At 54.9% G+C, this 13870-nt stretch carries 14 protein-coding genes; 6 read left to right on the forward strand and 8 right to left on the reverse strand.

The genetic code is table 11. The features are described from left to right. Positions 1-14 precede the first annotated feature (14 nt). Positions 15-1295, forward strand: coding sequence for a phosphopyruvate hydratase (gene eno, locus HK24_RS02560; RefSeq protein ID WP_064272901.1), 1281 nt, complete (start codon positions 15-17; stop codon positions 1293-1295). 147 nt (positions 1296-1442) lie between these two features. Then, positions 1443-1772 carry a septum formation initiator family protein gene (locus HK24_RS02565; protein WP_086633197.1) on the forward strand — a complete coding sequence of 110 codons (330 nt, stop codon included), beginning with the start codon at positions 1443-1445 and terminating at the stop codon, positions 1770-1772. A 114-nt stretch (positions 1773-1886) separates the two neighbouring features. On the opposite strand, the gene rpmG is transcribed toward HK24_RS02565, so the two are convergent. After that, positions 1887-2054: a 50S ribosomal protein L33 gene (gene rpmG, locus HK24_RS02570; RefSeq protein ID WP_046901668.1), complete on the reverse strand. Its 168-nt coding sequence runs from the start codon at positions 2052-2054 to the stop codon at positions 1887-1889. Positions 2055-2361: 307 nt separating this feature from the next. On the opposite strand from rpmG, the gene lexA reads away from it, so the two are divergent. Further along, positions 2362-3087: a transcriptional repressor LexA gene (gene lexA, locus HK24_RS02575; protein WP_086633236.1), complete on the forward strand. Its 726-nt coding sequence runs from the start codon at positions 2362-2364 to the stop codon at positions 3085-3087. Positions 3088-3139: 52 nt separating this feature from the next. Here the strand turns inward: lexA and HK24_RS02580 are convergent, their stop codons facing one another. The 4 genes from HK24_RS02580 to HK24_RS02595 form a co-directional block, all read right to left on the reverse strand. Beyond that, positions 3140-3748: a hypothetical protein gene (locus tag HK24_RS02580; RefSeq protein WP_086633198.1), complete on the reverse strand. Its 609-nt coding sequence runs from the start codon at positions 3746-3748 to the stop codon at positions 3140-3142. A gap of 101 nt (positions 3749-3849) precedes the next feature. Beyond that, a complete protein-coding gene (gene pgsA, locus HK24_RS02585) occupies positions 3850-4452 on the reverse strand; it encodes a CDP-diacylglycerol--glycerol-3-phosphate 3-phosphatidyltransferase (RefSeq protein ID WP_086633199.1) in 603 nt (200 codons plus the stop codon). 109 nt (positions 4453-4561) lie between these two features. Continuing rightward, a complete protein-coding gene (uvrC, locus tag HK24_RS02590) occupies positions 4562-6481 on the reverse strand; it encodes an excinuclease ABC subunit UvrC (protein ID WP_086633200.1) in 1920 nt (639 codons plus the stop codon). Between the two features lie 314 nt (positions 6482-6795). Beyond that, positions 6796-7803, reverse strand: a complete 1008-nt coding sequence (locus tag HK24_RS02595) for a dipeptidase (protein WP_086633201.1) — start codon at positions 7801-7803, stop codon at positions 6796-6798. An 80-nt stretch (positions 7804-7883) separates the two neighbouring features. Between HK24_RS02595 and HK24_RS02600 the strand changes: the two genes are divergently transcribed. Next, positions 7884-8681 (forward strand): exodeoxyribonuclease III, encoded by a 798-nt coding sequence (locus HK24_RS02600; RefSeq protein WP_198942044.1) that lies wholly within the window; start codon positions 7884-7886, stop codon positions 8679-8681. Between the two features lie 17 nt (positions 8682-8698). On the opposite strand, the gene HK24_RS02605 is transcribed toward HK24_RS02600, so the two are convergent. Then, positions 8699-9433 (reverse strand): response regulator transcription factor, encoded by a 735-nt coding sequence (locus HK24_RS02605; protein ID WP_086633203.1) that lies wholly within the window; start codon positions 9431-9433, stop codon positions 8699-8701. 157 nt (positions 9434-9590) lie between these two features. Here HK24_RS02605 and HK24_RS02610 point away from each other — a divergent pair, with 157 nt between their 5' ends. Next, entirely contained in the window at positions 9591-10100 is a 510-nt protein-coding gene (locus HK24_RS02610; protein ID WP_086633237.1) for a L,D-transpeptidase, read from the forward strand. Here the strand turns inward: HK24_RS02610 and HK24_RS02615 are convergent. After that, positions 10097-11920, reverse strand: a complete 1824-nt coding sequence (locus HK24_RS02615) for a sodium:proton antiporter (RefSeq protein WP_086633204.1) — start codon at positions 11918-11920, stop codon at positions 10097-10099. The genes HK24_RS02610 and HK24_RS02615 overlap by 4 nt on opposite strands. 97 nt (positions 11921-12017) lie before the next feature. Here HK24_RS02615 and HK24_RS02620 point away from each other — a divergent pair, with 97 nt between their 5' ends. Beyond that, entirely contained in the window at positions 12018-12548 is a 531-nt protein-coding gene (locus HK24_RS02620; RefSeq protein WP_086633205.1) for a GNAT family N-acetyltransferase, read from the forward strand. Here HK24_RS02620 and HK24_RS02625 read toward each other — a convergent pair. Continuing rightward, on the reverse strand, positions 12490-13824 hold the full coding sequence (locus tag HK24_RS02625; RefSeq protein ID WP_086633206.1) for an RsmB/NOP family class I SAM-dependent RNA methyltransferase: 1335 nt from the start codon (positions 13822-13824) through the stop codon (positions 12490-12492). The two genes, HK24_RS02620 and HK24_RS02625, sit on opposite strands and share 59 nt — an antisense overlap. Between the last annotated feature and the right edge of the window lie 46 nt (positions 13825-13870).

A 13870-nucleotide genomic window follows, 5' to 3' on the forward strand; every position in this document is an offset into this window, starting at 1 on the left:
CAGGAGAGCTTCCATTGAGCGCCATTGTTGATATCACCGCCCGCGAGATCCTGGACAGCCGTGGTAACCCAACCGTTGAGGTTGAGGTTGAGCTGTCGTCTGGTGCCCGCGGTCGCGCCGCAGTTCCTTCCGGTGCTTCCACTGGTGCCCACGAAGCCGTTGAGCTGCGTGACGGGGACAAGTCCCGTTACAACGGCAAAGGTGTTCTGAAGGCCTGTGGTTTTGTCGAAGACGAAATCCTTGAAGTGCTGCAGGGTGCCGAATCCGAAGATCAGATCGCAATCGACAATGCGATGATCGAGCTGGATGGCACGCCGAACAAGTCCCGCATTGGTGCGAATGCAATTCTCGGCGTTTCTCTCGCGGTTGCCAAGGCGACGGCAGAAGAGCTGGAACTGCCGCTCTATCGCTATGTCGGTGGCGTTTTCGCGCACACGCTTCCGGTTCCCATGATGAACATCGTGAATGGTGGCGAACACGCGGATAACCCGATCGACATTCAGGAGTTCATGATCCAGCCAGTTGGTGCGCCGACGTTGGCTGATGCCGTGCGCATGGGGTCTGAAATCTTCGCCGCTCTCAAGAAGGGTCTGTCTGCTGCTGGTCACAACACCAATGTTGGTGATGAGGGCGGGTTTGCTCCGGGTCTGAAGTCTGCTGATGAAGCTCTGAGCTTCATTACGAAGTCTGTTGAGGCTGCCGGATATCGTCCAGGCGATGACGTGACGTTTGCCCTCGATTGCGCAGCGACCGAGTTCTACAGCAATGGCCGTTATAACCTGAAGGGCGAAGGCAAAGAGTTCGACTCTTCAGGCATGATCTCCTACCTCGAAGATCTCGCCAAGAAGTATCCGATTGTCTCCATTGAAGATGGTCTGGCTGAGGATGACTGGGAAGGCTGGGCTGAGCTGACGTCCCGTCTGGGTGATCGTCTCCAGCTTGTTGGTGATGATCTGTTCGTGACCAATCCTGAGCGCCTTCGTCGCGGCATCAAGGCCAAGACAGCTAACTCCCTGCTCGTGAAGGTCAATCAGATCGGCACGCTGACGGAGACGCTGGAAGCAGTCGAGACAGCTCACAAAGCTGGCTACACCTGCGTTATGAGCCACCGTTCCGGTGAAACTGAAGACGCCGTGATTGCAGATCTTGCTGTTGCTACGAACTGTGGTCAGATCAAGACGGGTTCCCTCTCCCGCTCTGATCGTACGGCTAAGTACAACCAGCTGATCCGTATTGAGCAGCAGCTCGGAAGCGCAGCCCGTTATGCGGGTCGCAGCATTCTGAAGTCCGCCTGATCAACGAACGCCGGCCTCTATTCAGGAGGCCGGTTTTATATGCGCGCTAAAATAATCTACTGTCTTGAACAACAGTGATTGTTTCGCAGCCTCTCTCTGAGCTAGATTGTTGAGAAGTTTTCAAGCCAAGGGAGCCTGTTACCCCGCGTGAGACCCGTCAGATTTATCAAACGTGCCATCCGCGCGGTTGCTCCCCCTGTGCTCTTTCTGTCCCTAACTGCTTATTTCGGGTGGAACGCCCTTCACGGCGCTCATGGTATCCGTGCCTATCAGGATCAGCTTGTGCTTCAGCAGCAGGCTATCCAGGCGCAGCAGGATGCCAAGGATGAACAGGCGGTGTGGCACCGTCGAGTGCTGGCTCTGAAAGAGAAAGCTCTTGATGCTGACATTCTGGATGAACGTTCCCGTGCCATGCTCAATCTGACGCGTAACGGTGATATCGTTATCCCCTACGGTCCGCACGACAAACTATTTTAAGAGCCGTTCTCGGCTCTTTTTTTATGTTCGGGAAAGTCTATTCGTCAGAAATCGAGCCAATAAAAAAGGCGACCCGAAGGCCGCCTTTTTTAACGTCGTATGATCCGCGAGATCTTACTTGATCTTGGCTTCGCGGAAGGTCACGTGCTTGCGGGCAACCGGGTCATACTTACGGACTTCCATCTTGCCCGTAGCAGAACGTGCGTTCTTCTTCGTGACGTAGAAGTAGCCGGTGTCAGCCGACGAGACGAGACGGATCTGAATAACGTTGCTTTTTCCCATGATACCCTCGGGCTTGCGCCGTCCTGATGCCGCTCGCAAGTGCCAAAGCAGCAGGTTGATCTAGTTCGGCGCAACATGCTGATTTGTATGTCCTAGGTCAAGGCTTTCTGAAGAAAATCCAGGGATAAGGTGCATTTTTCCGCAAAAACTGGGGTTTTTAGCCAGATAAAAGCTTTGTTGATGCCTGGTAGATGTTCTTGCAGGTGGACGAACAGGAACCTATAAGGAACAAAAGAGCGTCGCATAAGTTTATGCAGTGTCTCAATCTTCAGATTTTGCCTCCACCGAGGCGCATGGGAGCGCCTGTATGCTGACGCGTAAGCAGCACCAGCTTTTGCTATACATTGACGAACATCTTCGGCGGACGGGCTATTCTCCTTCCTTCGATGAAATGAAGGACGCCCTCGAACTTCGTTCCAAATCAGGAATTCATCGCCTCATTTCCGCCCTTGAAGAGCGCGGCTTTCTGCGACGGCATCACCATCGTGCAAGAGCGCTTGAAGTTCTGCGTTTGCCGCATATGGGGCTTGAGGCCCCGGTTGTAGATGCCGTGTCTAATCCGGCGCCTTTCGTTCCAACAGTTGTTGAGGGTGGTCGTCAGGATCTTCCCGGGACATTTTCCGAGGCTCCTCGCTCTCCCGTTGAGAACGCAAGCGTTCAGCTTCCACTATACGGACGCATTGCTGCCGGCCTCCCTATTGAGGCCTTGCAGGATGATAGCGCACAGATTCAGGTGCCATCGTCCCTACTCGGCACTGGAGAGCATTATGCCCTCACAGTTGCGGGTGATTCCATGATTGAAGCTGGCATTTTGGACGGGGATGTTGCCATCATCCGTCGCGGCGAAGTGGCGGATAATGGTCAGATCGTTGTTGCGCTGATTGATGATCAGGAAGTGACGCTCAAGAAGCTGCGCCGTCGTGGTTCTACGATTGCTCTGGAAGCCGCTAATCGGGAATACGAGACACGTATTCTGCCTGCTGCGCGTGTGCGCATACAGGGACGGCTGGTCGCCCTTTTCAGGCAGTACTGAGAGAACTGCCTTGTCGGATTAATGCTCCGACAAGGCAGATAATTTCTGATAATTATTTATTAGGAACTGACGGCACGCCGCGCACAACGCGGACTTTACCATCCGGAGCAATAAGCGTGCTCGTTCCATCCCCATTCGGGATGATGATGGTTTTGTCAGGGTTTTTGTTCAGGAAACGACCAGCATTATCCGGAACGCTAGTGGGAAGTGTCGGGACAAAGTGACTGCGATCTTCTGACACACCACGCATCGCATCGATTTTTTCACCGACGGACATGGTGTCGCCTGGCTTCATTTGAGGGCCAGAGACGCCGAGAGCACCGGTGCCGGCAATACCACCACCCATGAAGTTCTTGTCGAGCGTTGCACCGCCAAAATACGTAGCCGGATCGCCAAGAGACTTATTAAAGACGCTGTCAGGGTTCACAACATCTTTGAGGGTTGGCAGAGGCTGAGGTGAGCCGGGCCACATGTTCCCACCTTCTGGCAGGATTGGTGCAGCTGCTACGAATTCACCGCGTGCCCTGCGAAGGTTCTCACTATCGCCATGGGGAGCATTAGGGTTGCTTCCCGACCACAGCGCGGTGTCATTGAAAAACTTGCCCATGCCCGCACAGCCGCTCAGGGCCAGAGGTAATGCCAGTAGAGCGGCCTTACGCATTGTGTACTCCCATAAGGTCGATCCCTGAACTTTACCTGTCATCGATTAAAAGCGCCAGATGACGAGCTGATAACTGCAATAATAATCACAGATAGTCCAGATCAGGAGACGATCTTTGAGGACTTGCGAGGCTCAGAGGCCATCATTCTGGAAAGTCCGGCGGTGAGATAGCCCCATCCACTTAGAACTGTTGGAATAACTGAAACCCAGAGAAGAATACCGCCGATTAGTGTGGCCGGCAGGAATGAAAGATGAAGCGTAGCCGCAGCTTTGTCTCCGCCAATCAGGAAACCGATTGCAACCATCTGAATTCCGGTCTTCCATTTTGCAAGGCGGGTGGATGGAAGGGTTGCGCGTTGGGAGGCCATGTATTCACGCAAGCCACTGACCAGAATCTCGCGCAGCATGATGATGATGGCAGCATAGAGCGAATACACCGGGAGTGTGGTCAGGCCAGCGAGTGCGAGCAACAGCGCACCGACAAGAAGCTTGTCGGCAATCGGATCCATCATCCGGCCCAGTTCGGATAGCATTTGCCATTTCCGTGCCAGAGCACCATCCAGATAATCCGTAATGCAAGCAGCCGTGTACACAACGCAGGCTGCGACGTTACCGAGTGCGGAATGCAGCGCCAGCAGGGCAACCAGAACAGGAATGGCCGCAATACGGAGCAGAGTCAGGACGTTTGGCAGATCAGTCAGCATCACGAAGCAGTCTAGAACAGTTTATCCGTCTCCGGTATGCGCCAATCCTCTCTGAATGTGTGTATTTTTTATGCCAAGCCACCGTTCAGGGCGTGACCTCACGGAATTGTCAGCTCTGTGTCCGAAGCCATTCGGGATGAAAGTGCCCGTAGATGGCTCTGGCCGTTCCAGAGCTGATTCCGGGTGCAGTTTCAAGCTCTTCGAGACTGGCCTGTCGCACGGTCTTGGCTGACCCGAAGTGATTCAGAAGCGCCTTCTTGCGGGCACCTCCGATTCCCGGAACATCATCCAGTTCAGATTTCCGAAGTCCTTTGGAGCGCCCTGCCCTGTGTGTCGTAATCGCGAAACGGTGGGCTTCATCTCTCAGGCGTTGAAGATAATAGAGAACCGGATCACGAGGTGGGAGCTGGAACGGTGGCTGTGTTTCAGTGAAAAACCATTCGCGTCCAGCATCACGATCCGGGCCTTTAGCGATTGCCACAATGGGAATTCCCGTAACGCCAAGGTCTGCCAATACGTTGCGCACTGCGTTGAACTGACCCAGGCCGCCGTCAATTAGCAGCAGATCTGGCCAGTCTTCAGGTCGTTCTCCATCTTCCCTGTTTTTTCCAAAACGGCGTTCCATGACTTCCCGCATCATGCCGAAATCATCACCGGGAGTGACCGGGCCCTTGATGGCGTATTTTCTATAGGAGCGCTTTTCAAAACCCTCCGGCCCACCCACAACCATGACGCCATAAGGTGCCTGACCCATGATGTGTGAATTATCGTAGGTTTCGATCCGCTGGGGTGTTTCAGCGAGACTGAAAACCTTCGCGACGCCCTCCAGGAGTTTGCGCTGTCCGGTATTCTCCGCCAGCTTTCGCTCCAGTGCTTCACGCGCGTTCAGGGTCGCATGGTCTACGACACTTTTCTTTTCGCCGCGTTGAGGACAGACAACCTCGACTTTCTGCTCCCTCTTGATGCTGAGGGCCTCTTCGACGAGCTTCTGTTCCGAGATCTCCTGATTTACCAGGATGACAGGTGGTGGAGGCTTGTTGTCATAGAACTGAATGAGGAAGGCGGAGAGCACGTCAGCCGGGGTCTCTTCCTCCGCATGCACGGGATAGAAGGCACGGTTGCCGTTATTGCGGCTTCCACGGATGAAAAAGACCTGAATGCAGGTTTGCCCTGCGGCCTGCCAGATTGCCACGATGTCTGCGTCGTGAATGGAGGCCGGATTGATGATTCCTGAATTCTGGATGCTGGAAAATCCACGAATACGGTCCCGAATGGCTGCAGCCCGCTCATATTCCATGGCTTCGGAGGCGCGTTCCATTTCAACAGCAAGTTCCTGCTGCAGCTCGGTATTTTTACCCGAAAGGAATTGCCGAGCCTGAACGACTAGCTCGCTATAATTTTCTTTGGAAATACGATCCACACATGGCGCAGCGCAGCGTTTGATCTGAAACAGCAGGCAGGGCCTTGTCCGGCTCTTAAGAACAGCGTCAGAGCAGGATCGCAGTAGAAAAGTTCTCTGCACAAGGTTCAGAGTCTGATTTACCGCCCATGCGGAAGCAAAAGGTCCCCAGTAGGTGGCGCCTTTCACGGGTTTTCCACGCTGTTTGGTGATCTGAGGAAATTCGTGATTTTCAGTGAGCATCAGCCACGGATAGCTTTTGTCATCCCGCAGCAGGATGTTGAAGCGTGGCTTCATACGCTTAATGTAGTTTGCTTCCAGCAGAAGCGCGTCAGCTTCCGTCCGGGTAATGACAATCTCCATCGAGACCGTCAGAGACACCATACGGCGCAGACGCTCTGGCAACTGGGTTGTGCGCGTATAGGAAGAAACACGTTTCTTGAGGCTTAACGCCTTGCCTACATACAGAACCTCCCCTTTCTCGCCCAGCATGCGATACACGCCAGGGCTGTAGGGAATGGTTTTCAAAGCGTCCCGAATAGCCTCGACGCCCTGCTTTTTTACAACGGGAACAGGAGCTTCTTCAGGTGTCATTGAGGTTTCTGTCTCTGTGGGCGTAGGGTCAGTCATGCCAGTTCTTCAGTCATCCACTGATCCTGTGGACAAGTCTGTGGGTTGCTCCATGACAGAATCATGAAGGCCAAGGTTTCCCGGCCTTGCCATCAGATTGCCTAATTTTTAATCAGTAAACGTAAGATATTGATAATAATGGAAAATATTTTCCGTTCCGTCAGGGGACGGAAAAATTTTTAGTTTGAGGTTCGTGTCGAACGGGACATGACAGCTTTCCGAAACATCGTGGATGAGTGCACTCCACATTAAGTCTGAATGGTCCCGTTCTGTTCCCGTTAGGGCGCACTTTTTTGCTGAACAGAGCTGTCTTTTCAGGCTGAAATTGATGCTTGCTCAGCCTTTTCCATCAGACGCAGCATATTACCACCCCAGATAGCAGTCAGCTCTTCAGGGCTAAACCCGGCCTTGAGGAGCGCCTGTGTCACAGCCGGTGTTTCAGTTGCATCCTGCCAGCCTAGTATACCACCGCCGCCGTCGAAATCTGATGACACACCAACATGGCGAACGCCCACCCGCTCGGCGACATAGGCAACATGGCGCGCCAGATCTTCTACGGTGCCCCCACCGCCCTTACGCAAAAAAGATCCCATGGCGGTAATCTGGATCAGTCCGTCAGTTTCTTTCAGGCGATCGAGCTGCTCGTCGTCGAGGTTGCGAGGATGATCGCAGAGACTTCTGACGCAGGAGTGGCTGGCGAATACCGGCGTGGTGGAAAGTTCTGACGCCTGCATCATGGTGGATTTTGCCGTGTGTGACACATCCACCAGCACACCGTGGCGATTCATCTCGCGAATGGTCTCGCGGCCCAGTTCAGACAGTCCCCCATGAAGTTCAGGACTATCATTCAGGTCTTTTCTTGGAATGGCCGCGTCTGCGAGAGCGTTATGCCCGTTGTGGGTCAGGGTCAGGTATCGGACGCCATACTCTGCGGCCAGTTGGCCGATCCGGGACGGTACACCACCCAGGGCATGACCATTTTCAATGGCGGGAACAATAGCGAGCGCTCCTGCCCGGAATGCTGAGCGGACATCCTCTGCTGTTCGGCAGACATTTGCGCTCAGTCCGTCCTGATGTCCGCCGAGGGCGTTGATGACCTTGAGCATCGCCTTAACACGGTGCCAGGCCTCTTCGTGGCCCGCTTCATCGCGTGGTCCCTGCGGAATATAGGCGGCAAGATAGACAGAGCGAAGTTTGCCCTGATCGCATTTTCTTACATCGACTTTTCGGTCCGTGTGCAGAGACCAGGCATCCGCCTGATCGGGCCATGGAATGTCGATATGGGTATCGAAAGTCAGAAGCGTGTCGTGCAGTTCAGTCATGATCCGTCCTAGATCGGGTGTGAGCGGGTCTGACGCAAGAGGTGCTTGTCAAAGCGCTCAATTCAGACGATCCAATGGTGATGCGTCTGATTACATGGAACATCAACTCCCTCCGGCTTCGTCTGCCGCTGCTGAAGAAGCTCGTTGAGGAGGAAAATCCGGACATCGTCTGCCTTCAGGAGACGAAAGTGCCCGATCCGCTCTTCCCGGCCGAAGCTCTTGTGAAGCTTGGCTTTCCGCATCAGCTCTATCGAGGAATGAAGGGATATAACGGGGTTGCAATCCTGTCCCGTCTGCCCCTCAACTCAGTTGCGAATACGCCTGACTGGTGCAGTCGGAGCGATTGTCGGCACATCGCGGCATCGATTCAGACACCTGGCGGGCCAGTGATGCTGCATGATTTCTATGTCCCTGCGGGGGGCGATATCCCGGATCCGGCAGAAAACGAAAAATTTGCTCACAAACTCGCGTTTGTAGAAGAAGCCGCGAAATGGTTCACGGATAGCCCACCAGTGCGCAGCATTGTGGTTGGAGATCTCAACATCGCTCCGTTGGAGCATGATGTCTGGAGCCATCGTCAGCTTCTGAAAATCGTCAGCCATACGCCGCCGGAGACCGAGCGACTGAATACGTGGATGGCGACAGGGTTTGAGGACGCCATGAGGCGGATTACGCCTGAGCCCACCAAATTGTACACATGGTGGTCCTACAGGAACAAGGACTGGAAGAAGTCAGATCGTGGAAGGCGCCTAGATCATGTCTGGCTTACGCCAGATCTGATGCCAGGCCTTCGGAATATTCGTGTTCTGCGGGATGTTCGCGATTGGGACAGCCCTTCAGATCACGTGCCGGTCGTGCTGGATTTCGATCCAGCCTGACCGGCAGAGCCTGAGTATCAGGCTGTCAGTGATTCGGCCGTAGCAACAGTGCGGCCTTCCGGGTCAAGACGATACCCACCACCCTCAGTGATCAGCAGGGACGTCTTGGTGGGGTCTGGCTCGATTTTCTGGCGAAGACGATAGATATGCGTCTCAAGTGTATGGGTCGTGACTGCAGCGTTGTAACCCCAGACTTCGTTCAGAAGCACCTGACGGGCGACGGGGCGCTGACCGGCCCGGTAAAGATACTTGAGAATCGCGGCTTCTTTTTCCGTCAGGCGAATGCGGCGATTACGGGCCGTCTCAACCAGAAGTTTGGCCGATGGACGAAACGCGTAAGGGCCAATTTCAAAAACGGCATCTTCGCTGTTTTCAAAGATCCGGAGCTGTGCCCGAAGCCGCGCCAGCAGTTCCCCGATACGGAATGGCTTTGCGACATAGTCGTTTGCGCCTGCATCAAGCCCGCGGACAACATCGCTTTCATCGTCTGAACCGGTCAGAATAATGATCGGCATCCGAACGCCTTCGCGACGGAGTTCCGCGCAGAAGTCGCGGCCGTCTCCGTCAGGAAGGGTGATGTCCAGCAGCATGGCGTCGTAACGGGCACCAGGCTTCTTGAGGAGCTCCCTTGCTGTTGCCACGGAGACTGCTTCCACAGCCTCAAGTTCGCCACCGTGCTGGAGTTGCTCTGTCAGCAGGCTTCGTAGCGTATCGTCATCATCTACCACGAGGATGGGCCGGGGACCTGCCATAATACCTGTCTCGTTTTATCTAGGCGGAAAACGTCACATCCGCATGTGTTCGCGTTAATAGGCCACGCATCCAATTCTGCCTATCCTGCACCGCAGGACCAGCAGCACACTTGCCATCTGAGATATGACAAATACTTATCCGAAAGGGAACAGCAACATGACTAAAGCTATTTTGAGAATCACTGAGGGCCGCGCTTTTCTTCACTTTCGTAATGTAATCATTCCGGCTTTGATCGGGGCTGGTGGTATTCGTCTTGACAAGCGTGAAGGTGATCACGCGACCCCTGTAGGTGAACTACCCCTCCGCCGTATCCTGTATCGCGCAGATCGTGTGGAAAAGCCTGTTTCCGGCGCGGGTTTACCTATCGAGCCAATAGCTGCTTCGGATGGTTGGTGCGATGACGGATCGCACCCGGATTATAACCGTCCGGTGACACTTCCTCACTCTGCATCATGTGAGAAAATGTGCCGGGATGATCATGTTTATGATCTCTGCATTGTGATGGGGTGGAATGACGTCACCATCGAGTCGGGACGTGGGTCTGCAATTTTCCTGCATTTGCCTCCCGCCAGCGGTGTGACGGAAGGCTGTATTGCATTGCAGGAAAAGGACCTGCGTTATGTGCTGGAACAGGGGCTGACGGCTATTGTGGTGGAAGCGCCTTAAGCTGCCTCTTCCTCTGTGTGTGGAGTGTCAGTCGGCGGTACCATCGAGATCATCAGGTCCCCAGGCATCGGAGTGATGACAGTCGGATCTTCTGCGGAACGAATAAGAATGGCAGAGCGTCTGCTGACAAGGATATCGAGGCGATTGTCGTCCGTTCCAAACCCTGCCGCATTGGCCTCATTGGCTGCACGGGATACGAAGCGCCAGCCTTGCTCGAACAGGGTATCGAACAGGGTGTAATTCCAGGCAGGTTCTCCTAGAACCTTTCCTCGGGAGTCACGGGAAAGCCCATGATAAAAATCCAGTCGGGCGACACCCGGGCTGATCTGGAACACCCGTTCCCGCCCCATGGCTGGCGCGAGATGTCCGCAGATCATCCCGTTATAGATGCCGTCTCCGGTCGTTGCGATCAGGTAGTCTGCCGGTCGTTCTTCCAGTGCTTCCTGCCCGTGCTGGGACAATAGCTCAGTTCTTAGAACTGGAATGTCGAGTTGTGCGGCTGCCATCAGCGCACTGGATCGGTTGTCTACCAGAAGAACAGGTATGTTTTCCCTGTGAAGGCAGGCTGCAAGGTCGATAGACCATTTGCTCGCCCCCAGAATGGCAATCGCCGGATCGTTAGAGAGCGTGAGCTTGAGGGCGCGCGCGATTGGGCGAAGCGAAAAGCCATGAAGGATCATGGTGACAGCGATGACGGCAAAGACCGCCGGCATAATGAGGTCAGCTGACTGGTAGCCCGTTTCTTTCAGGCGAATACCAGCGGCGCCGGCAACGGCGGCGGCGACGATGCCTCGTGGGGCAATCCATCCGACGAAGAGGCGCTCTTTCCAAGGCATACTGGTGCCCAGGGTGGAAAAGAAAATTCCAACCGGACGGACGACGAACAGTACGACAAGCGTCAGCATCAGAATGGGAATGGAAAGATGCTTGAGAACGTCGCGATGAAGATCTGCCGTCAGCAGGATGAACAGTACCGACACGACGAGGACCACCATCGATTCCTTGATGCGCCTCAGTTCTGCGACGCCTGGAATGTGAAGGTTGGTCAGTGCCATGCCAAAAATAGTGACCGCGACCAGGCCAGCGCCCTCCATTTCCAGATTGCAGGCCGTGAAAATCAGCAGTGCCATTGAGATAAGCACCGGCGTTTTGAGAATTTCCGGCATCATGTCGCGAGTGAAGAGATAACGGATCAGATAGGCTGGAAGAATGCCTGCCGAAATCGACTCAGTTGCAGCAGCGAGCAGATCAGGAAGTGTGTGCGTGAAAAAGACGCCGGTATGCAGGTCAACGTGCAGAAGCATGAGCTGCAGCACAACGGCCGCCAGAATCGCTCCCAGCGGATCATTGACGATCGCTTCCCATCTCAGGAACGCCGCGACACGAGGCTGGAGCTTTGCGCTTCGTAGAAGCGGGAGCACCACGGTTGGGCCTGTGACAACAATGATGGCGCCAAACAGCATCGACGTGCCCCATTCAAGATGGGCAACGTAATGGGCTGCCAGCGATCCCAGAACCCAGTTGATGGGTAAGGCCAGCATCGTCAGGCGTGCGACACCTTCTCCTGCCTCGCGGAGCTGCCGGATATCCAGAGCCATGCCGCCTTCAAAAACGACAATAGCGACCAGGAGGGAGACCAGTGGTCTGAAGACCCAGCCCATCGTCTCTGAAGGGTGCACAATGCCCAGCCCCGGGCCGAAAAGAAGCCCAATGGTGAACAGGAGCACGATTGCGGGAAGGCGAAACCGCCAGGCAACCCATTGGGCCAGCATTCCGGCCCCGAAGGTCGAGGCGATGCCGATGAAAATATCATACTGCATGTGTAAGAGCGCGTTGGTCCCGTGCTGATTTTGGAAACCGTATCATAACCCGGATAATGTGTTGGGCCTAACTGCGTGATTTTGAGAGTGTTATCCGATGGTTGAAACGATCCTGACCATTCGTCCGGCACAGTCCTTGGACCGAGAGGGTATCTGGCGTTTGCTGGCACCGGTTCTCAAGGCTGGGGAAGCGTACGCTCTGCCGCGAACGTGGGGCCGTCGTCAGGCGCTGGTGTACTGGATGGCCGTCGAGCATCGCGTGTATGTTGCCGAGACAAAGACAGGCCAGATTGTGGGCACATTCTATGTGCAGGACAATCAGAAAGGCGGTGGTCAGCATGTCGCTAATGCTGGTTTTGTTGCAGCGCCGGGGTATGGTGCGGGAACGCAAATGGGAACATATGCTCTGAAAGAGGCTCAGGTACTCGGATACAGGGCGATGCAGTTCAACTTTGTCGTTAGCACCAATCTGCGAGCCATTGCGCTTTGGAAGCATCTTGGTTTCAGGGTGGTTGGAACGCTACCCGGTGCGTTCAACCACCCTGAGCAAGGGTATGTGGATGCGCTTGTTATGTGGAAGGAGCTTCTTCCTGTGACGTCTCAACCTTCTGTTCAACCCGCTGCATAACGCAGGCAAAGAAGCCATCCGTTCCGTCACGAAGGGGCGTCAGGGAAAACTGAGCCTTTTCGCGGAGTTCGGCTGGCAGAAGATCGGGTAGGTCTTCCGTAGCTACACGAACAAAATCTGTCCGACGCTTCAGAAAGGCATCAATCTGCTGCCCGTTTTCAGCGGCCAAAAGAGAGCACGTCGCATAAATCATCCGGCCGCCGGGTTTGACCAAAGATGCTGCACGATCAAGGATTTCGGACTGTTTGATAACAAGTTCCTGAATGTCTTCAGGTGTCAGTCGCAGTCGTGCATCCGGGTTGCGACGCCATGTGCCCGTCCCTGAACATGGTGCGTCCACCAGAACACGATCAAAGCTTGCTGCCCGACGCTTGGCCCATTTGTCGCCGGTGGTGAGCAGGTGTCGCTCAACATTATGCACCCCTGCCCGACGCAGACGTTTGACAGCTCCTTCAAGGCGCTTTTCATGAACGTCACAGGCAACGATATGGCCCTTGTTTTCCATGGTCATGGCAAGGGCAAGAGTCTTGCCGCCAGCGCCGGCGCAGTAATCCAGAACGCGGTGTTCCGGTTTGGCGCCGGCTGCTGCGACAACGAGCTGGGAACCTTCGTCCTGAATTTCTACCAGTCCGTCTTTGAAGGCCTGTGCTGCCGTAACTGGCTGACGGCCATCGAGACGCAATCCCCATGGCGAGAGCTTTGTTGGAACGGCGTTCAGTCCCTCGCTCTTCAGCGCACGCAGACCGTCCTCGCGAGTGCCCTTCAGGAGGTTCACGCGAAGATCCAAAGTCGGGGTTCCGAGCATGGCTTCCATTTCGTCAGCCATTCGGGATCCGAAAGTTTCGCGTAGGGCTGGCTCAATCCAGTCCGGATATTCGAGGCGGACTGCTACAGGTTGCTTCTGGGTAGAAAGTTCTTTTCCTTCCAGATGCTTAAGGTTCACATCTTCACGCGGGGTCAGAGGCTTTTGAGCATAGCGCTCGCCACTAAATAACATGCGAACCTGATCCATCGTCGTGCCGGTCAGCAGCATGGAGGCAGCACATAGCAAGCGTGGAGAAATTTCGCCCTGGCTGCCTTCCAGGTGCCAGTGCAGCCGCCGCCAGCCACGCAGCACATCCCAGGCAAGCGTGGAAATGGCGCGCCGGTCTCCGCCGCCTATATAACGGCGTTCACGGAAAAAAGCGTTAGCGGTAGCGTCTGCGGGACGGCGGGGCGCATTCTGGATCGCACAAAGCAGATCAATGGCGCCGGAAAGGCGAGCTGCGGGGGTCATATCGCCCCCGTAGCCGGTTTGGCCTCTCAAAGCGAGAGGCCAATGC

Source organism: Gluconobacter sp. DsW_058 (assembly GCF_002153615.1).
In the GTDB taxonomy this organism is placed as follows: domain Bacteria; phylum Pseudomonadota; class Alphaproteobacteria; order Acetobacterales; family Acetobacteraceae; genus Gluconobacter; species Gluconobacter cerinus.

Excerpts from the sequence above, each read along its gene's own strand:
- rpmG (WP_046901668.1), bottom strand. The coding sequence starts at position 2,054 with ATGGGAAAAAGCAACGTTATTCAGATCCGTCTCGTCTCGTCGGCTGAC.
- lexA (WP_086633236.1), top strand. The coding sequence starts at position 2,362 with ATGCTGACGCGTAAGCAGCACCAGCTTTTGCTATACATTGACGAACAT.
- HK24_RS02580 (WP_086633198.1), bottom strand. The coding sequence starts at position 3,748 with ATGCGTAAGGCCGCTCTACTGGCATTACCTCTGGCCCTGAGCGGCTGT.
- pgsA (WP_086633199.1), bottom strand. The coding sequence starts at position 4,452 with ATGCTGACTGATCTGCCAAACGTCCTGACTCTGCTCCGTATTGCGGCC.
- uvrC (WP_086633200.1), bottom strand. The coding sequence starts at position 6,481 with ATGACTGACCCTACGCCCACAGAGACAGAAACCTCAATGACACCTGAA.
- HK24_RS02595 (WP_086633201.1), bottom strand. The coding sequence starts at position 7,803 with ATGACTGAACTGCACGACACGCTTCTGACTTTCGATACCCATATCGAC.
- HK24_RS02600 (WP_198942044.1), top strand. The coding sequence starts at position 7,884 with ATGCGTCTGATTACATGGAACATCAACTCCCTCCGGCTTCGTCTGCCG.
- HK24_RS02605 (WP_086633203.1), bottom strand. The coding sequence starts at position 9,433 with ATGGCAGGTCCCCGGCCCATCCTCGTGGTAGATGATGACGATACGCTA.
- HK24_RS02610 (WP_086633237.1), top strand. The coding sequence starts at position 9,591 with ATGACTAAAGCTATTTTGAGAATCACTGAGGGCCGCGCTTTTCTTCAC.
- HK24_RS02615 (WP_086633204.1), bottom strand. The coding sequence starts at position 11,920 with ATGCAGTATGATATTTTCATCGGCATCGCCTCGACCTTCGGGGCCGGA.
- HK24_RS02620 (WP_086633205.1), top strand. The coding sequence starts at position 12,018 with ATGGTTGAAACGATCCTGACCATTCGTCCGGCACAGTCCTTGGACCGA.
- HK24_RS02625 (WP_086633206.1), bottom strand. The coding sequence starts at position 13,824 with ATGACCCCCGCAGCTCGCCTTTCCGGCGCCATTGATCTGCTTTGTGCG.